The sequence below is a fragment of the Micrococcus lacusdianchii genome (genome assembly GCF_023155805.1).
Taxonomy (GTDB): Bacteria; Actinomycetota; Actinomycetes; order Actinomycetales; family Micrococcaceae; genus Micrococcus; species Micrococcus lacusdianchii.
Window position 1 is genome coordinate 1 of record NZ_JAKNUW010000001.1, and the last position, 15,801, is coordinate 15,801.

The 15,801-nt window shown below is 74.5% G+C and carries 15 protein-coding genes and 1 pseudogene; 3 read left to right on the top strand and 13 right to left on the bottom strand.

Features of this window, described 5'->3' with window-relative positions:
• Positions 1-17: 17 nt before the first annotated feature.
• Positions 18-344, top strand: a pseudogene (locus tag MA879_RS00005) (transposase); the annotation flags it as partial.
• Between the two features lie 185 nt (positions 345-529).
• Here the strand turns inward: MA879_RS00005 and MA879_RS00010 are convergent.
• The gene (locus tag MA879_RS00010) at positions 530-1,705 is read right to left on the bottom strand and encodes a hypothetical protein (RefSeq protein ID WP_335342020.1); all 1,176 of its coding nucleotides are present in this window, start codon (positions 1,703-1,705) and stop codon (positions 530-532) included.
• 205 nt (positions 1,706-1,910) lie between these two features.
• Between MA879_RS00010 and MA879_RS00015 the strand changes: the two genes are divergently transcribed.
• Entirely contained in the window at positions 1,911-2,345 is a 435-nt protein-coding gene (locus MA879_RS00015) for a DUF421 domain-containing protein (RefSeq protein WP_248122127.1), read from the top strand.
• A gap of 10 nt (positions 2,346-2,355) precedes the next feature.
• Here the strand turns inward: MA879_RS00015 and MA879_RS00020 are convergent, their stop codons facing one another.
• From MA879_RS00020 to MA879_RS00030, 3 genes are all read right to left on the bottom strand, one after another.
• A complete protein-coding gene (locus tag MA879_RS00020; protein ID WP_248122129.1) occupies positions 2,356-2,979 on the bottom strand; it encodes a hypothetical protein in 624 nt (207 codons plus the stop codon).
• A gap of 319 nt (positions 2,980-3,298) precedes the next feature.
• Complete coding sequence (locus MA879_RS00025; protein ID WP_248122131.1) at positions 3,299-3,802, bottom strand: hypothetical protein; 504 nt, start codon at positions 3,800-3,802, stop codon at positions 3,299-3,301.
• A 269-nt stretch (positions 3,803-4,071) separates the two neighbouring features.
• A complete protein-coding gene (locus tag MA879_RS00030; RefSeq protein ID WP_248122132.1) occupies positions 4,072-7,515 on the bottom strand; it encodes a DEAD/DEAH box helicase in 3,444 nt (1,147 codons plus the stop codon).
• Between the two features lie 81 nt (positions 7,516-7,596).
• Here MA879_RS00030 and MA879_RS00035 point away from each other — a divergent pair, with 81 nt between their 5' ends.
• Complete coding sequence (locus tag MA879_RS00035) at positions 7,597-9,351, top strand: SDR family oxidoreductase (RefSeq protein WP_248122134.1); 1,755 nt, start codon at positions 7,597-7,599, stop codon at positions 9,349-9,351.
• A 68-nt stretch (positions 9,352-9,419) separates the two neighbouring features.
• Here the strand turns inward: MA879_RS00035 and MA879_RS00040 are convergent, their stop codons facing one another.
• From MA879_RS00040 to MA879_RS00080, 9 genes are read right to left on the bottom strand one after another with little or no spacing between them, the layout of a single operon-like run.
• Positions 9,420-10,202 carry a glycosyltransferase family 2 protein gene (locus tag MA879_RS00040; RefSeq protein ID WP_248122136.1) on the bottom strand — a complete coding sequence of 261 codons (783 nt, stop codon included), beginning with the start codon at positions 10,200-10,202 and terminating at the stop codon, positions 9,420-9,422.
• Entirely contained in the window at positions 10,199-10,828 is a 630-nt protein-coding gene (locus MA879_RS00045) for a DUF2238 domain-containing protein (protein ID WP_248122138.1), read from the bottom strand. Before MA879_RS00045 ends, MA879_RS00040 begins: the two co-directional genes overlap by 4 nt.
• On the bottom strand, positions 10,825-11,208 hold the full coding sequence (locus tag MA879_RS00050; RefSeq protein WP_248122140.1) for a lycopene cyclase domain-containing protein: 384 nt from the start codon (positions 11,206-11,208) through the stop codon (positions 10,825-10,827). Before MA879_RS00050 ends, MA879_RS00045 begins: the two co-directional genes overlap by 4 nt.
• The gene (locus tag MA879_RS00055) at positions 11,205-11,531 is read right to left on the bottom strand and encodes a lycopene cyclase domain-containing protein (protein ID WP_248122142.1); all 327 of its coding nucleotides are present in this window, start codon (positions 11,529-11,531) and stop codon (positions 11,205-11,207) included. The genes MA879_RS00050 and MA879_RS00055 overlap by 4 nt, the downstream gene beginning before the upstream one ends.
• Positions 11,528-12,412: a prenyltransferase gene (locus tag MA879_RS00060; protein WP_248122144.1), complete on the bottom strand. Its 885-nt coding sequence runs from the start codon at positions 12,410-12,412 to the stop codon at positions 11,528-11,530. The genes MA879_RS00055 and MA879_RS00060 overlap by 4 nt, the downstream gene beginning before the upstream one ends.
• The gene (locus MA879_RS00065) at positions 12,409-12,765 is read right to left on the bottom strand and encodes a lycopene cyclase domain-containing protein (RefSeq protein ID WP_248122146.1); all 357 of its coding nucleotides are present in this window, start codon (positions 12,763-12,765) and stop codon (positions 12,409-12,411) included. Before MA879_RS00065 ends, MA879_RS00060 begins: the two co-directional genes overlap by 4 nt.
• Positions 12,762-13,097: a lycopene cyclase domain-containing protein gene (locus MA879_RS00070; protein ID WP_248122148.1), complete on the bottom strand. Its 336-nt coding sequence runs from the start codon at positions 13,095-13,097 to the stop codon at positions 12,762-12,764. Before MA879_RS00070 ends, MA879_RS00065 begins: the two co-directional genes overlap by 4 nt.
• Positions 13,097-14,821, bottom strand: a complete 1,725-nt coding sequence (gene crtI, locus MA879_RS00075; protein WP_248122150.1) for a phytoene desaturase family protein — start codon at positions 14,819-14,821, stop codon at positions 13,097-13,099. Before crtI ends, MA879_RS00070 begins: the two co-directional genes overlap by 1 nt.
• On the bottom strand, positions 14,818-15,735 hold the full coding sequence (locus tag MA879_RS00080) for a phytoene/squalene synthase family protein (protein ID WP_248122636.1): 918 nt from the start codon (positions 15,733-15,735) through the stop codon (positions 14,818-14,820). Before MA879_RS00080 ends, crtI begins: the two co-directional genes overlap by 4 nt.
• Positions 15,736-15,801: the final 66 nt, after the last annotated feature.

Here is a 15,801-nt window from a genome sequence, read left to right on the forward strand (position 1 = left end):
CGCTGGAGCAGATCAGCGTGGCCGGGGCCCGCGGCCGACGGCGGACGCGGCCGGCGCGGCTGATCGCGGACAAGGGCTATCCCTCGAGGGCGAACCGGGCCTGGCTGCGTCGGCATGGCATCGCGGCAACGATCCCGGAGCGAGCGGATCAGATCGCGCACCGGCGCCGCCGCCCAGGAAGACCGATCGACGTCGGTGAAGACCAGCGCCAGCGCTACCGGGGACGCAATGTCGTGGAGCGGTGCTTCAACCGGCTCAAGCAGTGGCGAGGGATCGCGATGCGCTCGGACAAGTACGCCCGGAACTACCACGCCGGGCTCAGCCTCGCCGCGACACTGCACTGGCCCGCCACCACCCTTGAGCAACACGCCCTAGTCCCCGCACGCACGACGGCGGGGGCCGCGTCCCCACGACACGGCCCCCGCCTGCGGCACCCTCGGCGCCCGCCCGGGACGTCCCCACGACATCCCCGGCACCGGCCGTCCTGCGCTCCCCACGAGCACGGGACGGCCGGAGTCTCATCGCACGATCAGTGGTCGTGGCCCTCGTGCTCGTCCGAGGACTCGCCCTCGTGGTCGGCGTCGTCGTGCGCCTCGCCCTCGTGACCCTCGTGGTCGGCGCCCTCCTCGGGCGTCACGGACTCGGGCTCGCCGGTGACCACGGCCATCTCGACGGGCGCGAACTCCAGATCCTCCTCGAGGACCGTCTCGCCGGTCCCCAGGTCCACGGCCACGAGCTCCCGGTTCTCGGCGTCGGTGACGTAGGCGGTGTGCCCGGCAACCTTGAGGATCGGGCCGGGCTGCTGCCACTCGTCCTTCTCCTTCCAGGGTGCGATCACGGGGTGTTCGGCGGTGATCTCGCCGGTCTCCCCGTCGATCACGGTGAGCTCGCCGTCGTAGGTGAGCACGACACCGGAGCCGTCCTCGGCGCGGCCCAGAGACCGGAACCAGTAGGAGGAGCCGAGCTCCAGGGTGGTCACCCGACCGGTGTGGGCGTCGATCAGGTCGACGGCGGTGGGTCGCTCGGTCTCGTCGCCCTCGGCCTTCGTGCCCTCGACCTTCCGGTCGGCCAGCACCACGGGTGAGGACTCCAGCCCGGCGAGGTTGCCGTTGCGCACGTACCCCTCGGCCAGCACCTTGTGGAACGCGCCGTCCCGGTAGATCACCGGGCCGTCCTCGCAGCCGAGCACGACGACGTCGCCCGCCTCCGTCGGCTGTGCGGCGGCCTCCCCGTGGACCCCGGGGCAGTCGTCGGTCTCGGCCATGACCTCGCCGGACACGCGGTCGATCACCTGCACGGTGTCCCGGGACTCCTCGGTGCCCTGCGTCGTCAGCAGCGACCCGTCGGCCAGCTCGAGCGCCACGCCGTGGTGCGGGGCCGTCGTCGTGCTCTCCTCCATCACGGGCATGAGGTCCCGCGTGGCCTTGTCCAGGTGGGCGGACTCGAAGGTCTGGATCCTGCCGGTGCCGTCCGCGAAGAGCGTGGTCTGGCCGTGGTGGGTCACCACGTGGCCGGCGTGGCCGCCGGGGAAGGTCACGCCGGTCATGCCCGGCTCGGATGCGTAGTTGTGGACGTGGTCGCCGTGGGCCTTCGCCTGGATGCCGGCGTTGAACACCTCCCAGCCGTGGCCAGTGACGACCATGACGTCCTTGCCGTTGCCGGCGTTGGCCAGGCGCTTGAACCCGGAGAGGGCCTGCTCCGTCACCACCTCGCCGGATCCGGGAGCGGGGGCGAGGAACGGCGTCGGGCTGGCGGACCCGGTGCCGCCCGAGCACGCGGTGAGCGCGACGGCGGCGGCTGCGAGGGTGGCGGCCGCGAGGGTGGCGGTGACAGTGGAGGCGGCGCGGCGGGCGCCCGCTCCCCAGCGCCCCCGACCGCGCCCCTACGACATCCCCTGGGAGAAGGGGCGCATGCTCGCCGCCCACCCTGCCTCCGCCGTCGCCCCCGTGCTGGGCTGGACACCGCCGCAGGGGTGGCCCGCCGCGCTGACGGAGCACCTGGGGATGGAGCTGTGGCGGGTCCCGGTGGTGGTGATCAGCGCACTCGGGATCTACCTGACGGCGCTCCTGCTGCTCCGGGTGTTCGGCGCGCGGCTGATCACGGGGCTCTCGGTGTTCGACACGGTGGTGGCCCTGATGTTCGGCGCCGTGGCGGGCCGCGTCATCCTGGGCCACCCGCCCACGCTGGCCGCGGGCGTCGTGGGGCTGACCACGCTCGCCGTGCTCGAGGCGGTCATCCTCGAGGCCAGCGGTCGCCTCAGCGTGATCCGCGCCGGGGAGCCGATCGACCTCGACCTCCTGGGGGACGCCATCGGCTCGGAGCACCTCCACGACGACGCGGACTGAGCCTCGACCCTCACGCCCGGCCGGGGCCGCCGTCGTCGTCGTGGTCGTCTTCGAACTCCCCCCGCCGGTGCAGCCGACCCCCGGGCGAGCGCGCGCGCAGCCACGTCAGCACCGTCAGCAGGATCAGCACCAGCACCGACATGATCAGGCCGTTGAGCACCAGGACGCCGGCGGGCACGGGGTCCACCGCCCGCAGGAGCGTGGGCTGGGCGGCGGCGCCGGCCAGGGCGGACAGCACCAGCGGCCAGCGAGTGTCCAGCCGGTCCGCGACGCCGGCCCCCACCGCCGCGGCCGGCAACGCCAGCAGCGGGGTCAGGGAGGGGTTCGGCGCCAGCAGCCCGCCCACGAACGCCACCCCCGGCACCGCGGCGAGCCACAGCAGGGACCGCCGGGGCAGCGTGGGCCCAGACGGACGCGCCCGCCCCGCCGACTCGACCACCAGGACCACCGCCAGCAGTGCGAGGAGCCCGGCCGCCGTCGTCGCCCCGGGCACCGCGGTCAGGAGCCCGCCGCCGGCGCCGCTGGTCACGTGCAGCGCGGCGAGCGCCAGGCCGCTGACGACGGCGGGGGCCGGCTCGTCGAGCCAGCGCCAGTCGCGCTCGTGGGCGGCGGGGGCCTGCTCAACGCGGATCATGGGCTCCATTGTGGGATGTGCGCCGTCGCTCGAACGACAGCGCACCAGGACGCGCCGTTTCTCGCACGAAAGCGCTAGGGCGTCAGTCTTCGGCGCCGGAATCAGGCCGCCCTGCCGCCGCGCTCGGCCAGCCTGACGATCGACGGCTCCGTTGCTCTACCGCGCTTCTTATCCGCCGCCACGAGAGCTCGCGCCGCCGCACTGCGCGCTTCTTCGGAGTAGTACCGGCCTGTCGCCGCCGACCGATACGTGATCTTCCCCTTGGACGAGACGGACGATGCCTTCCGTCCCTCCGCCGACGCCTGCGGCCGATGCACACTCATGACGGGTCCTCCGTTCTCTGGTGATCATTGTGGCCGGGGCCAGGCCGACTGTCGAGGTCCTCCACCGCGTCCGCATGGACGGCATCCCCCGCGGCGGCGGCGATGACATCCGCTTCGTGCTCCTCCGCCCATTCGCTTTCCGCCAGCGCGGCCAGGACGTCGAACCCCAAGCGAGGGTCGCCGGTCGCCACCTGGTTCAGGGCCCACTCGGCTCTAGCCCACCACTGCTCCTTGCGATTCGCGGCACGGCGCTCCTCTCGGTCCTTCGTCGCCTGGTGGGCCGCTTCCCGGGCAGAGCGGCGAGCCGCCCGGTAGGCGATGACAGCGGCGACAACGGCCGCCGTCCCGCCGAAACCCGCAGAGGTCAGGAACTGCCTCCAGAACCCGTCGTCCAGGATGAACGGAGGGAACATCCGCCCGACGACTGCCCCCGCCGCGCCGGAGGCGATCACCAGCAGGAGGACGCCCCACGCCGGCAGGGTCACGGCTCCCCACTTCATCCGCAGCTCCTCGTTCCCGGTTCAGTCCCTGATTGCTCATGATGCCAGGTGCCCCGCACCGCGGAGCGGCCAGCCTTCCACAGGGTGCCGCCCACCCGACATGAGCCGACAGGAGGAGGTCCCGCCGGTGACGGCACTCCGGTGCCAGTGGCATCAGCGGCTCGGCCCAGAACCCCTCTCGTGCAGGGGCCAGGCTCCGGAATCCCCTGCCGCCGCTCGAACGACAGCGCACCAGGACGTGCCGTTTCTCGCACGAAAGCGCGAGGGCGTCAGGCGTCGGCGGAGAGGAGCTCCCGGATGTCGTCCGCGGTGAGGGACTCGGTGAAGGCGCCGGAGCCGGAGTCGTCGGACTCGTCCATCAGCGCCCCGAACAGCTCGGCCTTGCGCTGCTGCAGCTCGAGCACCTTCTCCTCGATCGTCCCCTCGGAGACCATGCGGTAGACCATCACGGTGCGCTCCTGGCCGATCCGGTGCGCGCGGTCCACGGCCTGGTTCTCCGCGGCCGGGTTCCACCACGGGTCCATGAGGAACACGTAGTCCGCCTCGGTGAGGGTGAGCCCGAAGCCGCCGGCCTTCAGCGAGATGAGGAACACGGGCGCCTCGCCCTCGCGGAACCCCTGGATCACGTCCGCGCGGTGCCGCGTGGAGCCGTCCAGGTACGCGTGCTCCACGCCCATCGCGTCCAGCTCCTCCGCCACCACGCGCAGGAAGGACGTGAACTGGCTGAACACGATCACCCGGTGCCCCTCGGCCAGCACCTCCTCGAGGTCCATGAGGAACCGCTCGAGCTTGGAGGAGGGCACGGCCGTGTACTCGTCGTCCACGATCTGCGGGGCCAGCGCCAGCATGCGCAGCAGCGTGAGCGACTTGAAGATCGTGAACCGGTTGCCGTCCATGTCCCCGAGCAGGCCGAGGACCTTGCGCCGCTCGCGCGCCAGGACACGGTCGTACACCTTGCGGTGCGCGGCCTCGAGCTCCACGGAGAGCACCTGCTCCTGCTTGGGCGGGAGATCCTTGGCCACGAGCTCCTTGGAGCGCCGCAGCATGAACGGCCGCACCCGGCGGCGCAGCGCGGCCATGCGCTCGGGGTGCTCGCCGGACTCGATCGGCGTCACGTAGGCCTCGCGGAACCGGCGGTGGCTGGGGAACAGGCCCGGGACCACCACCTCCAGCAGCGCCCAGAGGTCCGTGAGGGAGTTCTCCATGGGTGTGCCGGTGATCGCCAGCCGGAACGGCGCGTCCAGGTCGCGGGCCACCTGGTGCACCTTGGACGCCTTGTTCTTGAGGAACTGCGCCTCGTCCAGCACCACGCCGCCCCAGCTGACGCCGCTGTACGCGGCGGCGTCGATCCGCAGCAGCGTGTAGGAGGTGACCACGACGTCGGCGCCGTCCGCCTCCGCCGCCACGTCCGTGCCGCGGCGGCGGGTGGTGGTGTCCAGCACGCGCACGTCGAGGCCCGGGGTGAACTTCGCGGCCTCCGACGCCCACACGGACACCACCGACGACGGCGCCACCACCAGGAACGGCGGCCGGTCCGTGTGCGTGGCTCGGGCGTAGGCCATCAGCGCGAGGGTCTGGACGGTCTTGCCCAGGCCCATGTCATCCGCCAGGATCCCGCCGAGGTCCTGGTCGTGCAGGAAGCGCAGCCAGCGCAGCCCGTCCTCCTGGTAGGGGCGGAGGTCCGCCTCCAGCCCCGGCACCTCGGGTGCCTCGGGGAGGCGGTCCACGGAGGCCAGACGCCCGACGGCGGCGGTCCACTCCGGGTCCTCGTGCACCTCGTCCGCGGCCTCCTTGAGGTCCTCCCAGAAGCCCACCTGGTGACGGGACACGGCGGTGCTCTCCGGCGTCCACTCCTGCAGCGTGGCGGCCTCGGAGAGCAGGGCGCGCAGCCGGTCGAACGCGGGGTGGTCCAGACCCAGCCAGGTCCCGTCCGGCAGCATGAGCGTGGTCTTGCCCTGCACGAGCGCAGTGAACAGCTCCACGAACGGCAGCACGTGCCCGTCCACGGACACCTGCACGCCGAGGTCGAACCAGTCGTGCCGCGCGGCCCTCGTGGAGACCTCGATGCGCGGCGCCGCGGTCAGCTCGCGGTAGTCGGGGCGCTCCCCGGTGACGTCCACGCGCACGTGCTCCAGCCGCTGCAGCCGCGGCAGCACGGTCTCGGAGAAGCGGGCCGCGCCCACGCCCTCGAGCTCCTGCTCCTGCGTCCGGGCGGCGCGCGGCCACACCTCGACGGCGTCCCGCACCACGGACTCCTCGTGGCGGGGGTCCCGCAGACCCTCGGCGCCGAGGTCCAGCTCCCGCGGCGGGTCGAAGTACAGCCAGGACCAGCGGAGGACGAGCCGATGGTCGGGACGGAAGTCAGCCTGCAGCCGCAGCACGGGCGGCTCGAACTCGGGCAGGGCCACGGACGAGTCGTGACTGTCCACGTCCAGGGACCCGCGCAGGCGGGGATAGATCCGCTCGAGGAACTCCTCACGGTCCGCGGCGGGCACCTGCACGGGCCGGCCGTCCAAGACCATGCGCTGCACGGGCTCCGGCACGGGCCGGCGCGCGGGGATCAGGTGCAGCGTCCAGGTGCCGTCCGCCTCCTCGACGGGGCGGTAGAAGCCGATCGAGCCGATCACGCGCACCCCCCGCAGCGGCTCCGGGCGGGGTGGGGTGTCGTCGTCGTCCGCGGCGGGACGGCGGGCCGGGACCAGAGAGGGCGTGACCTCGAGCCCGCCCTCGGGGGCGGCGGTGACGTCCAGACCGACCTCCACGGGCGGGTCCAGGACCACGTCCTCCAGGATGCCCTGTGCCACGAGCGGCACGCCCGCCTCCTGCGCCTCGGCGAGCAGCTGCCAGATGCGGCCGGAGTCGAACGCGTGCAGGCCGAACCAGGCGTCCGTGGGGTAGGAGTCCTCCGCCTGCAGCTGGCGCCACACCAGGCGCAGGGCGCGCTCCTGCGCCGGGGCGTACTCCGCGCGCGGGAACTGGAAGGCCTTCCACGTCAGGCCGCCCTTGATCCACGTGCCCTTCGCGCCGCGCTTGAGCGGGCGCAGGATCACGTACAGCGGACGGTCCTCCCGCAGGTGCTCCTCGCCCGCCGGGGCCGGTCCCCACTGCTGGAACGCGTTGTGGGAGGACTCGGCCACCAGCTCGACCCCGATCGCCAGGTCCGGCGGCGGGGCCAGCCGGCGCGGGCCGCCGTCGAGCCCGGCGAGGGGCTCGAGGACGCCGCGCCACGGCAGGGCGCCGCCCTCGGGACGGGCGGGGTCGGCAACGACGGCGGCACCGGCCTCGGGCGCGCCGGGGGCGGCGGGCGCGACGATCCGGTCCGCCGTGGTGACCATCCGGGCGAGCTGGTGGCGGGCGGCCTCGCGGGCCGTGTCCGCGTGGCGCCGGCTGATCTCGTACAGGGCGGCGGCCACGTGCTTGCAGTCCTCGCCCACGGGGCACTGGCAGCGGCCGGCGGTGGGCTCGAGCAGGGGCGTGCCGTCCTCGGCGGTCTCGCCGGACTCCTGGAGGCGCACGGCCTGGCGGTAGGGCTGCGGCGCGGTGCCGCGCACGGAGGAGGTCAGGCGCAGGCGGGCGGCGTCGTAGGTCACGCGGAGCACCTGACCGGCGGCCGCGATCTCGAAGCCCCGGTCCGCGCTGGTGGGGCCCACGAGGGCGCGGACGGCCTCCGTCCGCAGGTGCGGGAGCGGGTCGCCGGGAACGCCAGATGCCATAACGGTCAGTCTTTCACGGACCGGCGCCCCTCCGCCGCCCAGGCATGCCGCTCCGCGGCGCCGCTCCCTACGCTGGGAGGCATGACGCAGAACGAGACGGGCCACGCACCCCAGGACGGCAGCTCCTCGGCCGCCCCCGACACCCTCGACCGCACCCACCCGACCGCACCCCACGACCCGTCGGCTTCCGCCGCCCACGAGGACCACGACTCCCCGCTCGGACTCTCCCTCCCCGAGGGCCGCGGCCGCCGGGTGCTCGTCACCGGAGCCACCGGCTACGTGGGCGGGCGCCTCATCCCCGAGCTGCTCGCCGCCGGCTTCCAGGTGCGCGCCGCCGCCCGCGACCCCCGCGACCTCGCGGGCCGGGCCTGGTCCGACGAGGTCGAGGCCGTGCAGTGCGACCTGTCCGAGCCGGATCAGGTGCGGGACGCCATGGAGGGCGTGCACACCGCCCTCTACCTCGTGCACTCGATGGGCGGCGGCGGCGACTTCGTGGAGCGCGAGCAGAAGATCGCGGACATCGTGGCCACCGCCGCGGACGAGGCCGGGATCACCCAGCTCGTGTACCTCTCCGGACTCCACCCGGACGACAAGCCCGTGGAGGAGCTCTCGGACCACATGCGCTCGCGCGCCCTGGTGGCCGAGCGCCTCGAGGCCGCCGCGACGCCGGCGCTCACCTTCGAGGCCGGCATCGTGATCGGCTCCGGCTCCACGTCCTTCGAGATGATCCGCCACCTGGCGGACCGCCTCGTCGTGATGCCCGGCCCGAGCTGGCTGAAGAACGAGGTGGAGCCGATCGCCATCCGCGACGTCCTCTACTACCTGGTCCACGCCTCGGCCCTGGCGGAGCCCGTGCAGGCCCGCGCGCAGATCGGCTGTGGCCGCGCCCAGCCGTTCAAGGAGATGCTCACCGACTACGCCGAGGCGGCCGGACTCGCCCGGCGCCGCGTCCTCACCCTGCCCATCCCGGCCCAGCGCCTCTCCGGCCTCTGGATCGGCCTCGTGACGCCCATCCCCATGGGGGTCGCCATGCCCCTGGCGGCCTCGCTCGCCGAGGACGCGGTCACCGAGAACCACGACGTCGCGCAGATCATCCCGGACCCGCCGGGCGGCCTCACCTCGTACAAGGACGCCGTGCGCCGCGCCCTCAAGCACGAGGAGCGGGGCCCCCTGGAGGTCACCTTCAACGCGGACATCTACGCCTCGAACGACCCGGCGGCCCCGCTGCCCTCGGACCCGGAGTGGGCCGGCAAGACCGTCTACACGGACGACCGCCAGCGTGAGTCCGCCCTGCCGCCCGAGGCGGTGTGGCCCGTGATCGAGTCGATCGGCGGCCACAACGGGTACTACTCGACGCCGACGCTGTGGAAGATCCGCGGCCTGATGGACAAGCTCGTGGGCGGTCCGGGCCTGGCCCGCGGACGCCGGGACGCCGACCACCTGCGCGCGGGCGACTACGTGGACTGGTGGCGGGTGGAGGAGGTCGAACCGGGGCATCGTCTGACGTTGCGTGCGGAGATGAAGGCCGGCGGCCGGGCCTGGCTGCAGCTGAGCACCGAGGCCACGGACACCGGATCGCGCTACCGCCAGCGGGCGATCTTCATGCCGGACGGCGCCCTGGGCCGTGCGTACTGGACGGCCATCCTGCCGTTCCACGCCCTCGTGTTCCCCGAGATGGCCGCGAACATCCTGGCCGAGGCCGAGCGCCGGCACACCGGCTCGGACACGCCCTCGCGCCGCCCCGGCCTGGCCGGCCTGCTGGACCGCCTGCCCCTGCGGCGGAACCCGGTGCGCCCGTCCCAGGAGGAGGCGCGGGGGGCCGCCCGGAACGCCTGAGCCCGGCGGCCGCCGCTCGGCGGCACGGCCGTACCCCGCCGCGGGACCCCGCCGCCCGTCCCCGGCCCTCAGGGGCGGGCGGCGGCCTGCGCCCGACGCACCCAGCGCAGGCCCGGGGACAGCTCCGCCCAGTTGAGGCGGATCGTGGTGACGCCCATGCGGCCCTGGCGGACCCGCGCGTCGAGGGAGGAGAAGAGCCGCCCGGCCGCACCCACGCGGAGGCCGGCGTCGAACCGGGTGCAGCCCGGGGCGTGGAGCAGCAGCTGAAAGCTGAGGTCGAAGTCGTCGTGGACGTCCGCGCGGTGACGGTGGACGCGGTCCCGCACGTCACGCCACGCCTCAGCCCGCAGGGCGCAGTTGGAGCCCCACAGCGGGGTGCCGGCCACGGCCGCGCCGCCGACCCACCGGTAGGCCGCGGTGTACGCGTCCGAGCGCACCCGGCTCAGGAGCCGGGGCTGGTCGTAGAAGACCCCGGGGCCGGTGAGCCCCAGCATCTCCGGCTGGGCGGCGAAGCGCGCGACGATCCGCTCGACCCAGTCCTCGGGCACGCGCGAGTCCGCGTCGCAGCGCAGGATGAGGTCCCCGCGGGCGGCGTCGTAGCCGGCGGCCGCGGCGGAGGGGATGCCGCGGACGGGCTCGTGGACCACCCGGGCCCCGGCGGCGCGGGCCACGACGGCGGAGTCGTCCGTGCTGCCGTTGTCGACCACGACCACCTCGTCCGGGCGGCGGGTCTGCCGGGCCAGGAGGGCGAGGCACGCGCGCAGGTGGGCGGCGTCGTCGAGGACGGGCACCACCACGGAGACCGTCACCGGCGCCGCCCCGCCGGCCGCCCCCGGGTCCCGGCCGCTCACCCATCCCCCCGGCGCACCGCGCGCACCGCGATCAGGGCGGCGATGGATGCGCCAAGGAGGTCGGCGGTGAGGTCGCCGAGGGTGTCGTCGTAGCCGACGCCGATCTCCTCCGTGACCTCGTGGTGGCCCCACCACTCGGCGACCTCCCACACCACGCCGAGCGCCACGCCCGCGGAGGTCAGCGCGAGCGCGGAGACCACGGGGCCCAGCATCCGCACCGCCTCGGCCGGGTTCACCGGGCCGCCGGCCCGTCCGCGCCGGCGCAGAGCGGATCGCACGACGACGGCGACCAGCCCCGTGACCACGGCGGTGGCCGCGGCGTGCATGGCCAGGTCCAGGCCCTCGGCACGGTGGTAGAGGCCGATCACGCTGGCCCACCCCGCGGCGAGCAGCACGGCCTGCCCGCACCAGTCCAGCAGGCGCCCGCCGGCCAGCCAGCGCAGCAGCCATTGGCCGCCGAACACCAGGAACATGGCGGCGGCACTCGGCCAGCCGGCCACGGCCCCGGCCGCGGGCACCAGCGCGAGCCCGACCAGGCGCAGCACGTCCGCGGGGAGGAGTCCGGAGAGGACCCTCCCGCCGAGTGTGCCCTTCCGGGTGGAATGGGGCGCGTGTGCGGGGCTCATTCCGCCCGCTTCGTCCCACTCGAGCGCGCAGGGGCGGGGCCCGCGGGCTCGCGCTCCCGGTCCCCCTCACGACGACGCCGCCGACTCCCCGTCAGCAGCAGCCACAGCGCGGGCAGCAGCAGGGCGGAGCCGAGCGGGTACGCGAAGTCCTCGATCGGCGCCAGGCCGATGCGCACCCCGGCGAGGGCGTGGCCGCCATAGTCGAACAGCCCGGAGGCGATCATGACGTTGTCGAACACGGCGGTGAGCACCCAGAGGGCCGCGGTGGCCAGGAGGATCGCGGCCATGTGGCGGGCACGCATCCGCCCGGCCAGGGCCGCCGCGAGCAGCACCCCCAGCCCGAGGCCGAGGAACACGGCGTTGAGCTCCCAGAAGGTCACGGGCCCCTCCTCTCGGCGCGGTGCTCGAGCACCCGCACGGCGCCGGTGAACAGCACCATGGTCAGGTAGCTGAGGAACAGGAGGAAGAACGCCTCCTCGAGCGGCAGCTGGTGGGCCAGCATGATCCCGGTCATCAGCGGGGAGTCGCGGTGCAGGAAGATGCCCTCGGCGATCGCCCACACATCCCACCAGAGGAAGTAGGCCAGGCCCGTGGCCAGGACCACGGCCCCGGCCAGGGGACGGCGCCACAGGAACAGCCGCCAGCGGGCGTCCATGAGGGCCATGCAGCCGATCACGGCCACCAGCACGAGCAGGTACGTCATCCGAGGACCCCTCGCTCGAACGCCCACCAGATCAGCAGCATGGTCACCAGGAACCCCGTCAGGTAGTTGAGCCAGAGGAAGGTGCGCCAGCCGCGGTTCGCGTGCCCGGACGTGGCGTCCGTGACGCCGGCGAAGCGCAGCGTGTTGGCGAGGTACGGCACCGCGAGCAGGGCGGCCAGCGGGCCGGGCCACTGCGTGCCCAGCATCAGCAGACCCGCCCCGGCGTAGAGGGCGGCGGCCGTCCACACGGTGGGCCGGGCGCCGAGCACGGTGGCCACGGAGGCCAGCCCGCCCTCGCGGTCCGGGACTACGTCCTGCACCGCACCGAACATCTGCGAGGCCATCCCCCACAGGAAGAAGCCGGCCAGCAGCGCCCACAGCGCGCCCGTGAACCCGGCGCCGGCCAGCACCAGCCCGTACACGGCGGGCGAGACGAAGTGCGTGGCCGAGGTGACGGCGTCGAGGAACGGCCGCTCCTTGAACCGCAGCCCCGCCCACGAGTACGCGGCCACCGCGAAGAGGGAGACCGCCAGCACCCCGACGGCCGCCCACTCGTCCCGCAGCACCGACCAGCCGACCAGCACCGCCACGAACGGCAGCGGGACCAGGCAGGACCACAGCAGCACCCGACGGCGCACCGCGGGGTCCGCCAGGACCGACCCCTCCACGCCGCCCTTGCGGGGGTTGCGCAGGTCGGAGGCGAAGTCGAAGACGTCGTTGATCCCGTACATGGCCAGGTTGTACGGCACCAGGAAGAACACCGTGCCGAGCGCCACGAGCCACCATGGCAGGCTGCCGGTCAGCAGCACGGCGGCCGCGAACGGGTAGGCCGTGTTGACCCAGCTCAGCGGGCGGGACGCCCAGAACAGGGTGCGGATCACGCGATGTCCTCCAGCTCCTCCGGCGCCCCCCGACCGGTCTCGTCGTCATGTGCCCGCGGGTCTCGGACGAGGGTCCAGAGCCCGGTCAGCAGGGCCGTGCCGGCGATCGGGTAGAGGAAGTCCTCCACCGGGGCGAGCCCGATGCGGGCGCCGGCGATGTTCGCCCCGGTGTAGTCCACGATCCCCAGCCCGATGATGACGGAGTCGAAGACGCCCGTGAGCACCGTCAGGAGGGCCAGGGCCGTCAGGACACCGAGGCGCACCCGCGGGGTCAGGCGGCCGCGGCGTCCCGCGGCGGCCAGCACGAGGCCGGCCACCGCCAGGAACGGCAGGCTGATCAGCAGGTATGTCACGACCCTACTCCGTCCCGCGGGCGCCTCGCCCGTGCCAGCACCCGGGGGGCGGCCTCCACGTAGACGAGCGTCTGGTGGCAGAGCAGCCACAGGAAGACGACCTCCTCCACCGGCAGCTCCGGTGCCAGGAAGACGCCCACGGAGACGTCGTTGGCGCCGTGCCGGAACACGTCCGCGGCGATCCCCACCAGGTCCCACGCCAGGAAGAACGCCACCCCCGCGGCCAGGACCGCGGCGGCCCGGCGCGGGGCGCCGGAGAACAGGACCAGGCGCCAGCGGACGTCGATGAGGAGGAAGCAGCCGCTGACCAGGAGCAGCGCGGCGAGGTACATCAGGCCCCGGCGGCCGGCCGGGCGCCCGCGTGCAGCGCCGTCTCGGAGCCGGCGGGCACCCCGGAGACCTGCTCGCGGGCGATCTCCGCGGAGATCAGGCACATCGGCACCCCGATGCCCGGGCGCACCGAGGACCCGGCGTAGACCAGCCCCGCCACGCGGGAGTCGCGCACCGGCGGGCGGAACATCGCCGACTGCCGCAGGGTGTGCCCCGGGCCCAGCAGGGAGCCGCGCCACGCGTGGACGTCCGCGGCGAAGTCCGCCGGACCCCACGTGCGGCGCACCACGATCCGCTCGGCGAGGTCCTCCACGCCGGTCCAGCGGGCCAGCTGGGCGAGCGCGCGGTCCGCCACGGCCTCCACCTGCGGGTCGCCAGGCTCGTCCACGCCGGGGGCGCGGACGCCGCCGCGGCCCCAGTCGGTCTCGGCGGGGGCGGGGATCAGCAGGAACAGGGCCTCGTCCCCCTCGGGGGCGGTGGAGGGGTCCGTGGCGGAGGTCATGGAGACGTAGACCGAGGTCTCCTCGGCGAGGTCCTCCCCCTCCTCGATCCGCCGGAAGTTCTCGTCCCAGTCCTCCGTGAACAGCAGCGTGTGGTGCAGCAGCTGCGGCAGCCTGCCGCGCACGCCCACGCACACCAGCACGGCGGAGGGGCCGGGGTCGCGGGACTCCCACGCCGTCTCGGTGACGCGCTGGTGATGCGGCAGCAGGGCGGTCTGCACGTGGTGCAGGTCCGCGGCGGCGACGACGACGTCCGCCTCGCTGCGCCGGCGCGCCCCGGTCCCGTCCGTCCAGGCGACGGCGCGCACGGCCCCGGCGCGGCGGCGGGCGCCGCGCGGGGTGCGCGGCTCCCACGGCCGGGGCAGGCGCTCGAGGGCGCGGGCCACCCGCCCGCGGGGGGCGGGGGCGTCCTGCACCTCGACGGCGGTCACCTCGGCCTCGGTGACGATCTCCACACCGGCGTCCCGGGCGAGGTCAGCCATGGTGTCCACGAGGGCCGCGAACCCGCCCATCGGGTACTGGACGCCGTCCTCGAGGTCCAGGTGGGACATGAGGTGGTACATCGAGGGGGCACGGCCCGGGGCGGTGCCCAGGAACACGGCCGGGTAGCCCAGCACCTGGCGCAGGCGCACGTCCTCGAAGCGGGCGGCCACGTGGTCCCGCAGGTTCCCCAGCAGGCCGGGCACCAGGGCCGGCAGCGCGCGGAGCACGTCCGGGCGGACCAGCTCGGTGAGGTCCCGGAAGTCGGTGTAGAGGAACCGGCGCTTGGCCAGGGCGTACACGTCCTGCGCCGAGTCGAGGTAGGTGCGCAGGCGGACGCCGGCGCCGGGCTCGAGGCGCTCGGCCAGGGCCACGGCGGACGCGCGGTCGGAGACCACGTCCACCGGGTCCTCGTCCAGGTGGCCCTCGAAGTACACGCGGTAGCCCGGCTCGAGGCGGCGCAGGTCCAGCGCCTCGGCGGCGGAGGAGCCCATGAGGCGGAACCAGCGGTCGATCACCTCGGGCATGAGGTACCAGGACGGGCCCGTGTCGAACGTGAAGCCCTCCGCGGACCAGCGCCCGGAGCGGCCGCCGAGCTGCGCGTTGCGCTCCAGGAGGGTGACGCGGTGGCCGTCGCGGGCCAGCAGCCCGGCGGTGGCCAGGCCGGCGAAGCCGCCGCCGATCACGACGACGCGGCGCGCCCCCGGGGTGGGTCCGGGCGCGTCCGGGCGGGGGGAGGTGCTCATGCGGGGACGCTCCTGGGGGTCTCGGGCGGCAGGGGTCGGCCGCGTCGGCCGAGCCCCACGGGGGAGGCGGCGAGCACGCGGGCGGCGATCGCGGCCTTGACGGGGTCGGGCACCCGCACGCGACGGCGGGCGAGCTCGGCGGCGGGGGTGGCCTCGATCCGGCGGGCCAGCTCCGCGAACAGCCCGTGGGCCAGCAGGACGGCCCGGCCCACGCGCGGGTCGAGCGCGAGGATGCCCGGCAGGGCGGCGTCGAGGTCCGCGTCCAGGTCCGCCAGCAGCGCGGCCTTGCGCTCCTCGGTGAGGGCCTCGGGGGTGGCGCCCTCGAAGTAGGTGCGGCCCAGCGCGTCGTGGTCCGCGGCGATGTCGCGCAGGAAGTTGACCTTCTGGAAGGCCGCCCCGAGCCGGGAGGCGCACGCGCGCAGCCGGTCCCGCTCGGCGTCGGTGCGGGCGCGGGTGCCCGGCAGGGACAGGAACACCTGCAGGCACATCAGCCCCACCACCTCCGCCGAGCCGTGGATGTACTCCTCGAGGGAGCGGGCGCCGTGCTCGGCCACCGTGAGGTCCGCGCGCATGGACGCGAAGAAGGGCCGGGTGAGGTCGGGGGTGATGCCGTGGCGGCGGGCCACGTCCGCGAACGCGTGCAGCACCAGGTCCGTGGAGAACCCGGTGGCCATGGCCTCCTCGCATGCGGCCTCGTACGCGTCCAGCGTGGCGGCCACGCGCTCGGCGGGGACGCCGGCCTCGCCCGCAGTGCCGTCCACGATCTCGTCCGCCACGCGGACCATCGCGTAGATCGCGGCGATGTCCCGGCGCTGGGCCGGCGGTAGCGTCCGGCAGGCCCAGGAGAAGGACGTGGAGTAGCGGCCGATCACGCGGGACGCGGCGTCCAGGGCCGCGGCGGTGTACAGCCCCAGGTCCGTGTCCCGGGCGGCGGTCCGGCCGGGCGGGAGCTGGCCGTCCGCGGCGGGGGCGTCGGGACG